Origin of the sequence: Stappia sp., assembly GCF_965276915.1 — a bacterium.
GTDB lineage: Bacteria > Pseudomonadota > Alphaproteobacteria > Rhizobiales > Stappiaceae > Stappia.
This window is the reverse complement of record NZ_OZ255709.1, coordinates 2925041-2939359: the sequence shown is the minus strand read 5'-3', so window position 1 is coordinate 2939359 and position 14319 is coordinate 2925041. Positions and strand designations below refer to the sequence as shown.

General features: G+C 66.9%; 13 protein-coding genes. 6 read left to right on the top strand and 7 right to left on the bottom strand.

Annotated features, from left to right (window positions below; translation table 11 throughout):
• Positions 1-87: 87 nt before the first annotated feature.
• Positions 88-1326, bottom strand: a complete 1239-nt coding sequence (locus ACQY46_RS13530) for an amino acid ABC transporter substrate-binding protein (RefSeq protein WP_428696563.1) — start codon at positions 1324-1326, stop codon at positions 88-90.
• A 218-nt stretch (positions 1327-1544) separates the two neighbouring features.
• Between ACQY46_RS13530 and ACQY46_RS13525 the strand changes: the two genes are divergently transcribed.
• Positions 1545-2456, top strand: a complete 912-nt coding sequence (locus tag ACQY46_RS13525) for a helix-turn-helix domain-containing protein (RefSeq protein ID WP_428696562.1) — start codon at positions 1545-1547, stop codon at positions 2454-2456.
• Between the two features lie 15 nt (positions 2457-2471).
• Here ACQY46_RS13525 and ACQY46_RS13520 read toward each other — a convergent pair whose 3' ends face one another.
• Positions 2472-2945 carry an Lrp/AsnC family transcriptional regulator gene (locus tag ACQY46_RS13520; RefSeq protein WP_428696561.1) on the bottom strand — a complete coding sequence of 158 codons (474 nt, stop codon included), beginning with the start codon at positions 2943-2945 and terminating at the stop codon, positions 2472-2474.
• Positions 2946-3128: 183 nt separating this feature from the next.
• Between ACQY46_RS13520 and ACQY46_RS13515 the strand changes: the two genes are divergently transcribed.
• From ACQY46_RS13515 to lpdA, 5 genes are all read left to right on the top strand, one after another.
• Positions 3129-4280: an acyl-CoA dehydrogenase family protein gene (locus tag ACQY46_RS13515; RefSeq protein WP_428696560.1), complete on the top strand. Its 1152-nt coding sequence runs from the start codon at positions 3129-3131 to the stop codon at positions 4278-4280.
• Positions 4281-4350: 70 nt separating this feature from the next.
• Entirely contained in the window at positions 4351-5583 is a 1233-nt protein-coding gene (locus ACQY46_RS13510; protein ID WP_428696559.1) for a 3-methyl-2-oxobutanoate dehydrogenase (2-methylpropanoyl-transferring) subunit alpha, read from the top strand.
• 1 nt (position 5584) lies between these two features.
• Complete coding sequence (locus tag ACQY46_RS13505) at positions 5585-6598, top strand: alpha-ketoacid dehydrogenase subunit beta (RefSeq protein ID WP_428696558.1); 1014 nt, start codon at positions 5585-5587, stop codon at positions 6596-6598.
• Positions 6599-6602: 4 nt separating this feature from the next.
• Positions 6603-7925: a dihydrolipoamide acetyltransferase family protein gene (locus ACQY46_RS13500; protein ID WP_428696557.1), complete on the top strand. Its 1323-nt coding sequence runs from the start codon at positions 6603-6605 to the stop codon at positions 7923-7925.
• Positions 7926-7929: 4 nt separating this feature from the next.
• On the top strand, positions 7930-9318 hold the full coding sequence (gene lpdA, locus ACQY46_RS13495; RefSeq protein ID WP_428696556.1) for a dihydrolipoyl dehydrogenase: 1389 nt from the start codon (positions 7930-7932) through the stop codon (positions 9316-9318).
• A gap of 286 nt (positions 9319-9604) precedes the next feature.
• Here lpdA and ACQY46_RS13490 read toward each other — a convergent pair whose 3' ends face one another.
• From ACQY46_RS13490 to ACQY46_RS13470, 5 genes are read right to left on the bottom strand one after another with little or no spacing between them, the layout of a single operon-like run.
• Positions 9605-10408, bottom strand: a complete 804-nt coding sequence (locus ACQY46_RS13490) for an SDR family NAD(P)-dependent oxidoreductase (RefSeq protein ID WP_428696555.1) — start codon at positions 10406-10408, stop codon at positions 9605-9607.
• Positions 10408-10869 (bottom strand): PPC domain-containing DNA-binding protein, encoded by a 462-nt coding sequence (locus ACQY46_RS13485; protein ID WP_428696554.1) that lies wholly within the window; start codon positions 10867-10869, stop codon positions 10408-10410. The genes ACQY46_RS13490 and ACQY46_RS13485 overlap by 1 nt, the downstream gene beginning before the upstream one ends.
• Positions 10866-11435, bottom strand: a complete 570-nt coding sequence (locus ACQY46_RS13480; protein ID WP_428696553.1) for a hypothetical protein — start codon at positions 11433-11435, stop codon at positions 10866-10868. Before ACQY46_RS13480 ends, ACQY46_RS13485 begins: the two co-directional genes overlap by 4 nt.
• Positions 11432-13042, bottom strand: coding sequence for an acyl-CoA synthetase (locus ACQY46_RS13475; RefSeq protein ID WP_428696552.1), 1611 nt, complete (start codon positions 13040-13042; stop codon positions 11432-11434). The genes ACQY46_RS13480 and ACQY46_RS13475 overlap by 4 nt, the downstream gene beginning before the upstream one ends.
• Positions 13039-14208, bottom strand: coding sequence for an acetyl-CoA acetyltransferase (locus ACQY46_RS13470; protein ID WP_428696551.1), 1170 nt, complete (start codon positions 14206-14208; stop codon positions 13039-13041). Before ACQY46_RS13470 ends, ACQY46_RS13475 begins: the two co-directional genes overlap by 4 nt.
• Positions 14209-14319: the final 111 nt, after the last annotated feature.

Genomic DNA, 14319 nt, shown 5'->3' with positions numbered 1-14319 from the left:
GGGCAGCGGAAGCACCGCTTCCCTCGCGTGTCCGGCAAGCCCGGTTTCGCCGGCGCAGGGCCCCCTCCCGCGCCGGCGACGAGGCGGTTACTTCCAGGGCTGCCTGGGAAGGATCACCTCGGACGCACCCGGCCGGTCGGCCGGCGCGACGCCGACGAGCTGGCCGTCCTGCCACTGGCCGACAAGCCACAGGTCGCGCAACCGGTTGTCCTGGAGCTTCGTTTCACCCAGCACCGTCTGGAACGTGCCGCCGGAGAGTTCGGCCGACACCGCTTCCCGGTCGAGACCGACCCGGCGGATCGCCTCCTGCAGCATCTGCAGGCTGGCATAGGTGATGACGCTGCCCCAAAGGTCGGGATACTCGCCGGTCACTTCCTTGTGCCGCTCGCGATAGGCCATGTTCTGGGCGTTCTTCGCATCGATGCCACCCAGCGTCATGATGCCTTCGGCCTTGTCGCCAAGCTTGCGTCCATAGGGCGGGAAACCGGCGCCGACACCAAGGTAGAGAACCTTCGGGTTGTAGTCGGCGACCTGCGCCTGCTCGGTCAGCGCAAACGTGTCGGGCGGATAGGAGAAACTGACGAACGTGTCGGCGCCCGAGGCCGCGGCCTCGTTGAGAAGCGTGGTGAAGTCGTTGGTGCCGACCGGATAGGTGCGATCGAGAACGACGTCCATGCCCGCCTCGGCCATGGCGGGACGGGCCGCCGAGACGAGATCGATACCGAAACCGTCGGCGACGGACACCATCGCCACCTTGTTGTTGATCGTGCCGGCCTCGACCTGTCCCGAGAGCAGCTTGGCCAGCGCACCCGCATAGTCGGACCCGCCACCCAGAAACCAGAAGCTGCGCTTCCAGCGCTCGACGAATTGCGGCGCCTTGTCGGTCACCGAGGAGACGGCAAGCTGCGGATAGCCGTAGCGGTCGAACAGCGGCGCGACCGCCAGGTTGAAGCCCGTTCCCCAGGGCGGCAGGATGAAATCGACCTGGTCCTGGCCGGCAAGACGCTCGACCGCGCGCACCACCTCTTCCGCCGAGGAGCGGTCGTCATATTCCACCAGTTCGATGGGAAGCTTGCTGCCGTCGGGCAGTTCCAGGCCGCCGTTCTTCTCGACGTCATGCAACCACAGCCGGTAGTTGGGAATGGTGGTGATCGCCGCGCCGCCGGCATTGGCGCCGGTCTTCGACACGGCATAGCCGATCTTGACGGATGTGCGATCCTGCGCAACCGCCGGCGTGGCCGCGCCAAGCGGCGCAAGCGCAAGCCCGAGTATCGTGGCAAGCGCGGTGAAGGAAGGCAGGCAGCGCCCGCCCTTCGAGTAAGTCATGTTGTCTCCTCCCTTGTCCTCGGCCGCATGGGTCAGCACGCGCCGGGGGGATGTTCACTGTCCCTCCCGACAGCGCATCCCGTGATCCTGAGGATACCCGCAGTCCACGTCCCCGAAATGGACATTTTGAAAAACAAATTGTACTTTTGACAGGCTTTGACGCAACGATGGCAAGATGGCCGGCGCCGCGAACGCCGACCGAACCGCGAGACCCGCCCATGCAGGCGCCGACCGGCCCCTTCCACCTGCAAACGCCCGAGCAGGTCATTCCCCAGCCGATCGAGGTGTTGCCGCAGACGGAGGCCGAGACGCTGCGCACCGCGCTGGCGCCGACCACTTGGGCACTGCGCGGACAACGCAACCGGGCCTTCGTGCTTGCCACCGGCGAAGGGCATCTGGATATCGGTGACACGACGCTTGCCATTCCCGCGCCGGGCGTCCTGTGGCTGCCCGCCAGCCGCAGCGCCCGCCTGACGCTGAGTGCCGGCACAAGGGGCGCGACGCTCACTGTTTCCGAACTCGCGCTCGGCCGCGCGGTCCCTTCCGGCCCCGTCGGCCGGCAGGTGCGCGAGGCCCTGTTCCATCCGATCGTCGGCGCGCGGCTGACCCCGGCGGCGGCCCGGGACCTGATCGGCCTTGCCGAAGCCGTCGGCGCGGAGCTGCGTGGCGGATTGCCGGGCGCCCAGGAGGCGGCCCGCCATCATCTCGTGCTGTTCCTGATCTCACTGTGGCGGATCTCGAGCCCGCAGCCGATGCGCGTGCAGTCGGCGCCGCGCGCCATCGTGCGCAACTTCCTGCATCTGGTGGAACTGCACCTGAGCGACCACTGGAGCGTCGGCGACTACGCCCAGTTCCTCTCGGTCTCGCGCGCGCGGCTGACCAGCGCCGTCAAGCGCGTCACCGGGCGCACGCCCCTGCAACTGATCCACGAGCGGCTGTCGAGCGAGGCAGAGACGTTGCTGTCGGAATCAAATCTTCAGGTCTCGGAGATCGCCGACACGCTCGGTTTCAAGGATGCCGGCTATTTCAACCGCTTCTTCAAGCGCGAGACCGGGCGACGGCCGGGCGACGTGCGCCGCGCCGGGCCGCGCAAGGCCCGCCCGCACGGGACCTTCGCCGAGTGGCCTTAGGCCAAAGGCCGCCCCTCACCCCTTGGCCGGCACGCAGGACACCACCTTCTTCAGGCAGCGGAGCGAGAAGCTCGACTTCGAGTGGCGCAGGCCCGGCACCCGGAACAGCCGCTCGCGCAGGAACTCCTCGACGCCCTTGGTGCCGCTCGCCGCGACCTTGACGAAATAGTCGTAGTCGCCCGCCATCAGGTAGACCTCGAGCACTTCCGGGATTTCCGACATCGCCTTGCCGAAACCCTCCAGGGCCTCCGCGTCGTGCCGGTCGAGGGAGACCTCGATCATCACCGTCTCGCCGACACCGAGTTGCTCGTGATCGAGAACCGCCGTGTAGCCGGCTATGATCCCCTCCTCCTCCAGCCGGCGCACGCGCTGCCAGCAGGGGCTCGGCGAGAGGCCGACCTCGCGCGCCAGTTCCGTGTTGGAAAGGCGCCCGTTTGCGACCAGCGCCTTCAGGATTCTGCGGTCGGTATCGTCGATCTGGCGTGACACGGCAGGATCATCCTCACTTTTTTAATACAGAAGGAGATTATTTCACAACATGGCAAAATCGAAGCAATTTCGGTATGAAATTTTGAATGCGCCGGGTGATGATCGCCGGAACAATTCGACCAGAGGTTGTCGGCGGCCTGGGCGGCGTTCGCACCGGGCCCTTTTGGCGAGGAGGCGCCTTTCATGGATTTCGCCCTATCGGAAGAGCAGACGCTGATCTTCGACATGGCCCATGATTTCGGGCAGCAGGCGATCGCGCCGCATGCCTATGCCTGGGAGAAGGCCGGGGCCATTCCGCGCGACATCCTGAAGGATGCCGGAGAGCTGGGATTCGGCGCGATCTACGTGCCGGAGGAACTTGGCGGCACCGGCCTCTCGCGGCTCGACGCGACGCTTGTGTTCGAGGCCCTGTCCGCGGCGTGCCCCTCCGTCGCCGCCTTCCTTTCGATCCACAACATGTGCGCCGGCATGATCGCCCGTTACGGCGACGAGGCCTTGCGCGAGCGCTACCTGCCGCAGCTGGCAAGCATGGACAAGATCGCCTCCTACTGCCTGACCGAGCCGGGCTCGGGCTCCGATGCGGCCGCGCTGCGCACCCGGGCCGGCCGGACCAACGATGGCTATGTCCTCAACGGTTCCAAGGCCTTCATTTCCGGCGGCGGCTTTTCCGATCTTTATGTCGTCATGTGCCGCACCGGCGAAGACGGGCCGAAAGGCATCTCGACGCTGGTGGTCGAGGATGGCACCCAGGGGCTTTCCTTCGGCGCCAACGAGCACAAGATGGGGTGGAAGGCGCAACCGACGGCCCAGGTGCAGTTCGACGATTGCGCCGTGCCGGCGGCAAACCTGCTCGGCGAGGAAGGCAAGGGCTTTTCCTACGCCATGGCCGGGCTTGACGGCGGCCGACTGAACATTGCCGCCTGTGCGCTTGGCGGCGCGCAAGGAGCGCTTGCAACGGCGACCCGCTACATGGGTGAGCGCAAGGCCTTCGGCAAGACGATCGACCAGTTCCAGGGCCTGCAGTTCCGGCTCGCCGACATGGAAACGGAGTTGCAGGCCGGCCGCATCTTCCTGCGTCAGGCCGCGTGGAAACTGGACACGGGCGCGGGCGACGCGACCAAGTTCTGCGCGATGGCGAAGCGCTTCGTCACCGACACCGCGTTCAGGGTCGCCAACGACGCGCTGCAGCTGCTTGGCGGCTACGGCTATCTCGAGGATTACGGGATCGAGAAGATCGTGCGCGACCTGCGCGTCCACCAGATCCTCGAGGGAACCAACGAGATCATGCGCGTCATCGTCGCGCGTGCCATGCTGGCGGAACGCGACCGTTCCTGAGGTCGCCCGCCGTCCGTTCGCGGCAAGGGCCGCGAGACCCGTGAATGCCGATGTCGACAAGGGAGTTTCCATGACCGCTCCACGACCGCTGTCCCTTCATGTACCCGAACCCGGCTGCCGCCCCGGCGACACGCCGAACTTCTCGGATTTCGAGATCCCGCGCGCCGGAGCCGTCCGGCGTCCCGAGGTGAGCGAGGCGCCAGAGGACATGCGCGACATGGCCTTTTCGGTGGTCAGGGTGCTCAACAAGGCCGGCGAGGCTGTCGGCCCCTGGGCAGGCCTCCTCGATGCGGACGCGTTGCGCACGGGCCTGCGCCACATGCTGACCCTGCGCCAGTTCGACGAGCGCATGCTGAAGGCGCAGCGGCAGGGCAAGACCAGTTTCTACATGCAGCATCTGGGCGAGGAGGCCGTCTCGTGCGCGTTCCGCATGGCACTCGAGGACGGGGACATGAACTTCCCGACCTACCGCCAGGCGGGCCTGCTCATCGCGGGCGGCTATCCGATGACCGAGATGATGAACCAGATCTATTCCAACGCCGCCGACCCTCTGCACGGGCGACAGATGCCGGTGATGTATTCGGCCCGCGATCACGGATTTTTCACGATCTCCGGCAATCTGGGAACCCAGTTCATCCAGGCGGTGGGCTGGGCGATGGCCTCGGCCATCTCCAATGACACCAAGATTGCCGCCGCATGGATCGGCGACGGCTCGACCTCGGAAAACGACTTCCACGCCGCCATGGTCTTCGCCTCGACCTACAAGGCCCCGGTGATCCTCAACATCGTCAACAACCAGTGGGCGATCTCCACCTTCCAGGGCATGGCGCGCGGCGGTGCGGTGACCTTCGCCGCCCGTGGCCATGGCTTCGGCATTCCCGCCATCCGGGTTGACGGCAACGACTATCTAGCCGTCCACGCGGTCGCGAGCTGGGCGGCGGAACGTGCCCGCTCGGGGCTGGGGCCGACATTGATCGAGCACGTGACCTACCGGGCCGGCGGTCACTCGACCTCGGACGACCCGTCCGCCTACCGTTCCAAGGACGAGTTCAGCGCCTGGCCGCTGGGCGAGCCCATCGCCCGGCTGAAGGCACATCTGATCACCATCGGCGAATGGTCGGTGGAGCGCCACACCCAGGCGATGGCAGAGATCAACGACGAGGTGCGCGCCTGCCAGAAGAAGGCGGAGGCCAACGGGACGCTGATCACCGGCCCGCATCCCTCGCCGCGCTCCATGTTCGACGATGTCTATGCCGAGATGCCGCCGCATCTCCAGCGCCAGCGCCAGGAAGCGGGGTTCTGAGATGGCACGCATGACCATGATCGAGGCGATCCGCAACGCCCATGACCTTGCCATGGACCGGGACAAGAGGGTCGTCGTCTTCGGCGAGGATGTCGGTTATTTCGGCGGTGTCTTCCGCTGCACCGCCGGTTTGCAGAAGAAGTACGGTTCGAACCGCTGCTTCGACGCGCCGATCAACGAGGGCGGCATCGTCGGCGCGGGCATCGGCATGGCGGCCTATGGCCTCAAGCCGGTCGTCGAGATCCAGTTCGCCGACTACATGTATCCCGCCTATGACCAGATCGTCAGCGAGGCGGCGCGTCTTCGGCACCGCTCGGCCGGGCAGTTCACCTGCTCGATGGTCATCCGCATGCCGACCGGCGGCGGCATCTTCGGCGGCCAGACGCACAGCCAGAGCCCCGAAGCGCTGTTCACCCATGTGTCGGGCCTCAAGGTGGTCGTGCCGTCGAACCCGCGCGACGCCAAGGGGCTGCTGCTTGCCGCAATCGAGGATCCGGACCCGGTGATCTTCCTGGAGCCGAAGCGGCTCTACAACGGTCCCTTCGACGGTCATCACGACCGGCCGGTGGTTCCCTGGAAGAAGCACGATCTCGGCGATGTCAGCGAGGACTACTACACGGTCCCGCTCGGCAAGGCGAAGATCCGCCGCGAGGGTTCGGCGCTGACCGTGCTCGCCTACGGCACCATGGTCTATGTGGCGCAGGCGGCGGCGGAAGAGGCCGGCATCGACGCCGAGATCATCGACCTCAGGACGCTGATCCCGCTCGACCTGGAGACGATCGAGGCCTCGGTGAAGAAGACCGGGCGCTGCGTCATCATCCACGAGGCGACCAGGACATCCGGCTTCGGCGCCGAGTTGAGCGCCCTGGTGCAGGAGACCTGCTTCTACCACCTGGAAGCGCCGATCGTGCGGGTGACGGGTTGGGACACACCCTACCCGCATGCACAGGAATGGACCTATTTCCCCGGTCCGGAGCGGATCAAGCGCGCCTTTGCGCAGGTTCTGGAGGGCTGAGACCATGGGCATCTACACCATCAACCTTCCCGATGTCGGCGAAGGCATTGCGGAAGCCGAACTGACCGAGTGGAGCGTCAAGGTCGGCGACGATGTCGCCGAGGACGACGTGCTCGGCGTGGTGATGACCGACAAGGCCGCCGTCGAGGTTCCCTCGACCGTCGCCGGCAAGGTCGTCTGGCTGTGCGGCGAACCGGGCGACGTCATCGCCATCGGCTCGAAATTCATTCAGATCGAGGTCGAGGGGGAAGGCAACGACAAGGCCGCTCCGGCCGAGAAGGCAGCTCCGGCGGATACAGGCGAGCAGCTGTCCGAAGATGCCGGTAACGCCGAGGAGCCAGCCGGGACCCCTGTTGAAAGCAAACCCGCGGCAGCGGCCGCGCCTGCGAAAAAACAGACCGCGACGACGGGCGCTTCCTCGCGCCAGCCCGTGCCGCATCGTCCGCTTGCCAGCGGCGAGAAGCCGCTCGCCTCGCCGGCCGTTCGTCGCCGCGCCCAGGATGCCGGCATCGACCTGCGCCTGGTCGGCGGATCCGGTCCGGCCGGCCGCATCCTGCACGAGGATCTCGACGCCTATGTCGAGCACGGGCCGCTGACGGCGCGCCAGAGCGGCCGCATGCCGGCGACCGGCACGCGCGATGTCAAGGTCGTCGGGATGCGGCGGCGCATCGCCGAGAAGATGGCGCTCGCCAAGTCCCGCATTCCCCACATCACGATCGTCGAGGAAATCGACATGAGTGCGCTGGAGGACCTGCGCGGACAGCTCAACACGCTTCACGGGGCAAGCCGCGGCAAGCTCACCGTGCTGCCGTTCATCATGCGGGCCATCGTGCACGGCATTCAGGCCCAACCGGAAATGAACGCCCATTACGACGACGAGGGCGGCGTCATTCACCAGTATGACGCGGTCCATATCGGGATCGCGGCGCAGACCCCGGCCGGCCTCACCGTGCCCGTCGCACGTCACGTGGAAGCCCGTTCCCTGTGGGAATCGGCGTCCGAGGTCGGGCGCCTCGCCGAAGCCGCGCGCGAGGGCAAGGCGAGCCGCGAGGAACTCTCCGGTTCGACCATCACCATCACGTCCCTGGGGCCGCTCGGCGCCATCGCCACCACGCCGATCATCAACCACCCGGAAGTGGCGATCGTCGGCATCAACAAGATGGCGGTGCGTCCGATGTGGGACGGCCAGGCCTTCCAGCCGCGCAAGATGATGAACATCTCCTGCTCCTTCGATCACCGGGTGATCGACGGCTGGGATGCCGCCGTCTTCGTGCAGAAGCTGAAGAGCCTGCTGGAAACCCCTGCCCTGATGTTCGTCGAGGACTGAAGCCATGAGCGACATGACCTGCAAGCTGCTGATCATCGGAGCGGGACCGGGCGGCTATATCTGCGGCATCCGCGCCGGCCAGCTCGGCATCGACGCCATCGTCGTCGACGAGCAGAAGCCGGGCGGCACATGCCTGAACGTCGGCTGCATCCCCTCCAAGGCCATGATCCACGCGGCCGAGGAGTTCCACAAGCTGGCCCATTACAACGGCACTTCGCCGCTCGGCATCACGGCGGCCTCTCCGGCCATCGACCTGTCGGCGACGATCGACTGGAAGGACGGCATCGTCTCCCGGCTGAATGCCGGTGTTGCCGGCCTGCTGAAAAAGTCGGGCACACGCCTGATCTCCGGCAAGGCGACCTTCCAGGACGGCAAGACGGTCAAGGTCACGACCGGCGACACATCCATCGCCATCCGTGCCGAGCATGTGGTGATCGCCACCGGGTCCGCGCCGGTCGAGCTGCCGTTCCTGCCCTTCGGCGGCAAGGTGATCGGCTCCAGCGAGGCGCTGGCGCTGCGCTCCGTGCCGGAGAAGCTCGTGGTGGTCGGTGGCGGCTATATCGGTCTGGAGATCGGTACGGCCTATGCCAAGCTCGGCTCGAAGGTCACCGTGGTCGAGGCGGCGGAACGCATCCTGCCGCAATATGACAGCGCCCTGACGCGCCCCGTCCTGAAGTCGCTGCAGGGGCTCGGCATCGAGGTCCATCTTGCGACGAAAGCCAAGGGCCTTGGCGACAAGGGTCTCCTCGTCGAGGCCCCGGACGGGGCGGAACGCGAGATCGCCGCCGACAAGGTGCTCGTCACCGTCGGGCGCAGACCGCGATCCGACAGCGCCAACATCACCAGCCTGGGGCTTGCGACGAACGGGGCGTTCCTGCGCGTCGACGACCGCTGCCGGACGTCGATGCAGGGCGTCTACGCCATCGGCGACGTCACGGGCGAGCCCATGCTGGCGCACCGGGCGATGGCGCAAGGCGAGATGGTGGCGGAAATCGTTGCGGGTCACCCCCGCAGCTGGGACAAGCGCTGCATTCCCGCCGTCTGCTTCACCGATCCGGAAATCGTCACCTGCGGTTTATCTCCCGAAGAAGCCAAGGCACAGGGCGCGCCGGTGACCACCGGGCAGTTCCCCTTCTCCGCCAATGGCCGGGCGATGACGATGGAGGCCGAGGACGGTTTCGTGCGGGTCGTGGCGCGCAAGGAAGACGGGCTCATTCTCGGTCTTCAGGCTGTCGGCCAGGGCGTATCGGAACTTTCCGCCGCCTTCGCGATCGCCATCGAGATGGGCGCGCGCGCCGATGATATCGGGGCTGTCATCCACGCCCACCCGACCCAGAGCGAAGGCCTGCAGGAAGCCTGCCTCGCCGCGCTGGGGCACGCGCTGCATATCTGAGCCTGCCTCCTCTTTTCCCTTTTGCCAGACAGCGTACGACAACACCCGGGATCGCCTTGCGGTCCCGGGTTTTTCACATGCGATTGCAGTCATGTTGCGGAAGCGGCCCGCGTGGCCGCGCAGTGGATAGCGACGGCGGCAAGGCAACCCTTGAGCCGGGAACGCGGCGTGTTCCCGGTATGGTATTGCCTTGCCGCCGCCACCCACCGGATCCGTCAGAAACGGTTCCGGTGGTGGGAGCCGATTGGTCCGGCCTTGCGGCCGGACAAGCTTGTGGCGCGCCAGGTCAGGCCGGCGCGACGATCTCCGGCACGCCGATCCCCGTGGCCAGGTAGCCGCCATCAACGACCAGCACCTGGCCGGTGATGAAGCTGGCAGCCGGCGAGGCCAGGAAGCCGATGGCCTCGGCCAGTTCCCGCGGCTCGCCATAGCGGCCAAGCGGCATGCGCGCCGTCCATTCCGCCCGGACACCGGCCGAGTGCAGGCCGGAGACCATCGGTGTCGCCACCGGCCCGGGCGCCACCGCATTCACGCGGATACCGAGGGCGGCCAGTTCGACGGCCATGACCTGCGTCAGGGTGATGACCGCGCCTTTCGAGGCGCCATAGGCGGTTCGGCCGGCATTGCCGATCAGGCCGGAAACGGAGGCGACATTGACGATCGCCGCGTCCGGGTGGCGGTCCGCCCCGGCGAACATCCGCGAGCACAGGAAAGTGCCGACCGCGTTGACGTCGAACACCTCGCGCAGCATCGCAGCGCTCGTCTCCATGAACGGGACGTTGCGGGCGATCCCGGCCGAGTTGACCAGTCCTGACAGCGGCGCATCGAACCGGCTGCAGACCTGCTCGAAGGCGCGTGCCAGACGGACCTCGTCGCGAATGTCCGTCGCAATCTCCAGAAGCCTCTCGGCCGGCATCTCTTCGCTGTCGCAGATTTCCTGCCGGGCAGCGGCCAGCGTCGTCTCCGAAACATCGAGCATGGCGACCCGCGCGCCGCGCGCCAGGAACCATCGCGTCGTCGCCAGGCCGATGCCCGAGGCACCGCCCGTGACCACGAAACAACGACCGTCGAGGCTCCTGGCCGCGTCCATCAGGCCCGCAGCCTGTCGTTGTCGAGGCGCTCAGCGATCAGACCCTCGCGCGGAGCAAGCCGCACGTCGGCGGGCTCCGCCAGCCATTCCTCCAGCACGATCTCGAAGGTCACGCAGACCGGGTTCTGGCCGGCGACGAAACGCCCGCCGGCGACCGTCCCGTCCGGGGTGGCCAGAAGGCCGACCAGTGTTGCCACCGGATTGCCGTCCTCGTCCGGCAGAACCTCGCCCGCAAGGCCCACCACCTCGACCGCGGGGCCGCGCAGGACCCGGATTTTGCCGGTCGAAAGGCTGACGCAGGCATCGGTCAGGCTGCCCAGGCTGCCGCGCAGGAAGCAGCGCTCGACGCCCTCGCGCAGGCAGATCTTCTCGACCCCCTGGACAAGGTCCTCGTTCGGGTGAACGCGGGCATAGAAGATGCGCCCCGTGCGGCCGCGTTCGATTTCCACGTTTTCGCTCATTGCACCCCTCCCAGATGGCCTACCGGCGAAAAGATCGCGTGATTGGTTTCCGCGTCCGGCACCTGCCGGATGTCGAGATCGCCCAGCAGTGTCATGCGCGCGACAAGGCCGCCCGGACCGATGCGCGTCGCCGCGGTGTCGAAATGACCGCCGGCGACCTGCCCGTCATGCGGATCGACGAACCAGGCGTGACAATGGGCAAGGGGCTCGCCGTCCAGGCCCGTGCCCAGCGTGGCGGCGCCGCCCTGCACCGACACGGTGCCGGCGTCGCGCATCGGGGAATAGGTGACGAGCCGCGCGCCGCTGGGGTCGCGCACCGCCAGGCAGTAGACGCAAGGGGCCAGCGCCCCGTGCAGGATCGCAAAGGCGGCCGACCCGCGCCGGTCTCTCCCTGTCCCCGCCTGCTCGGCCTCCACCAGCGCATCGACCAGGCTGGCGCCCTCGGGCAGGCGCACGCGAAAGCTGCGAGCCGCCTCGTCGGACAGCACCGTGAACCGTTCGCGGGCGACCGGCCCGGGATGACGCAGAAGTCGCGCCGGCGCCGGGGGAATGGCGGGGGCGATCATGTCGCCGCTCCCGACATGCGCGGCAGCGCCATGCGCTCCTCGATCATCTCGCGGACGAGCTTCTTGGTCACCTTGCCGTAGCCGGAGCGCGGCAGCGCCTCGACGATCTCGAAGCGTTTCGGGATCTTGTAGCCGGCGATGCGTCCGGCAAGATCGGCGCGCAGTTCCTCACCCGTCACGCGCGCGCCCTGTGCCAGCACGACCGCGGCGACGCCGATCTCCCCCCACTTCTCGTCCGGGATGCCGACCACGCAGGCCTCGGCGACCGCCGGATGCGCGACGATCTTCTCCTCGATCTCGAGCGGGTAGATGTTGGACCCGCCGGAAATGAACATGTCCGAGGCGCGGCCGGTGATGAACAGGAAACCCCTGTCGTCGAAATGGCCGATGTCGCCGGTGCGGAACCAGCCGTCCCGAAACGCCTCGGCATTGGCGGCCTCGTTGCGGTAGTAGCCGTTGAAGACGGCCGGGCCGCAAACGCAGATCTCGCCATTTTCAAACGGCGGCAGCGAGTTGCCCGCATCGTCCTGGATCTCGATCTGCATTCCGGTGCGGGCATAGCCGCAAGTGCCGACGCGCACGCCCGGCCCGTCCTCGGCCGCATGGCAATGCGGCGGCAGCACGGTGATATTTCCGGTCACCTCGCCAAGGCCGAAATACTGCACCAGGCAGGGGCCGAGCTTTTTCAGGGCCAGCTTCTGGTGCTCGCGCAGCATCGGCGCTCCGGCATAGATCACGTAGCGCAGCGAGGAATGGTCGTAACGGTCGACGGCGGGATCGGCGACCAGCGCGCTGACGATGCTCGGCACCGTGAACATGTTGGTCACCCGGCGCGTCTCGATCAGCCTGAACACCTCGTCCGCATCGAGGCTGCGCGACGTGGTCAGGACGCTCGGCACGCAGCGCGCCACCTGGATGAGCTGGTGAATGCCGGCACCATGCGAGAGCGGTGCGACGACGAGCGAGACATCGACTTCGCTCATTCCGGGCATCAGGTCGGCCAGATGGTTGTTGATGACGAAGGCCATCTGGCCGTGGCTGAGCACCGCCGCCTTCGGCTTGCCGGTGCTGCCGGAGGTGAAGAAGAACCAGCAAGGGTCGTCGCGCTCGACGGGAGCTGCCGCGAACGGCGCGCCCTGGCCTGCGCGCACAAGATCCCCGTAGGCGTGCTCGCCGCCACGCGGATCGTCGAAACACACGACCAGCCCGACACCGGCCGCAACCGCAGCATCCGCATGAGCGGCAAACTCGGCATCATAGATGATCGCGCGGGCGCCGGACGATGTCGCCACGTGGGAGACGTCCGAAGGCAGGATACGGAAATTGGTCGGCACCCAGACGGCGCCGAGCTTGAAGGTCGCGAACATCGTCTCGAACATCTCGAGCGAGTTGCGGGCGTGAATGATCACCTTGTCGCCGGGGCCGATGCCGAGACGGGACAGCGAGGTCGCCAACCCGTCGACGCGGGCGTTCATGTCCGCCCAGCTCCAGGTCCGCGCGCCGTGGATAAGCGCATCGCCATCCGGGTGGCGGGTGGCCGCCTGGGTCAGGAGATCGCCCAGGTTCATCACCCGGTTCGACATGCGCTGCGCGCCCTCGACCCTCATTTCAGCCGCTCCAGGATGGAGACGTAGTTGGCGACCGCCGCGCCGCCCATGTTGAAGACACCGGCAAGTTCGGCTTTCGGCAGTTGCATCTCTCCCGCATCGCCGCAAAGCTGCATCGCCGCCATCACATGCTGCGACACGCCCGTGGCGCCGATCGGATGGCCCTTGGACTTGAGACCGCCCGAGGGATTGACCGGCAGCCTGCCGTCGATGGCGGAAACGCCCTCGTCGATGACCCTATGCCCCTCACCCGTCCGGGCGAGCCCCATCGCCTCGTATTCCAGCATCTCTGCGATGGTGAAACAGTCATGCGTCTCGACGAAGGAGAGATCCGAGACGCCGACCTGCGCCCGCTCATAGGCCGCGTTCCAGGCCCGGGCCGCGCCCTCGAAGGACGTTTTCGAGCGCCGGCTGAGCGGCAGGAAGTCGTTCACATGCTCGGCCGCGCGGAAATAAACCGCACGCGGGGCCGAGGCCAGCGCCGTATCCACATCGGCAAGGACCATCGCGGCCGCGCCGTCGGAGATCAGCGAACAGTCGGTGCGGCGCAGCGGACCGGCGACGATCGGGTTCTTCTCGGACACTTCGTTGCAGAAGGCGAAATCGAAGGCCTTGCGCATGTGGGCGTAAGGATTGTTGACCCCGTTGGCGTGGTTCTTGGCGGCGATCCGCGCGAGGCTCTCGCGACGGTCGCCATGGGCCTGGAAATACGCCTGGGCGATGTTGGCGAAGACCCCGGCAAAGCCGCCGTCGACCTCCGCCTCCTCGCGGCGATAGGAGGCGCCGAGCAGGATATCGCCGACGACGGACGTCGGCGTCGCGGTCATCTTCTCGACGCCGACCACCAGCACCCGGCGGGCGCGACCGCTCTCGATCTGGCGGATGCCGGCATGGATCGCGGCGGACCCTGTCGCGCAGGCGTTCTCGATGCGGGTTGCCGGCGTGAAACGCAGCTCCGGCACCGCCAGGGCAACGAGGGACGCCTGAAAATCCTGCTTGGAGAAGCCGTTGTTGAACGCCCCCAGGAAGACCGCGTCGATCTCCTCGGCGCCGACGCCGGCATGCCGCAGACAGTCCGACACGACTTCGGCGACCAGTTCCTCCGCGCCGGGCTGTTCGGACTTGCCGAACTTCGAATGCGCCCAGCCGACAATACAGGCACCCATCGCGAACCTCCCGTTGCGACATCCCCAACCATCAGCGTGATAATAGATCCGGCAAATCAGCTAATCTTGCCTTTTTCAATCCGAAATTCAGTATCCTCTGCATGAAATTCG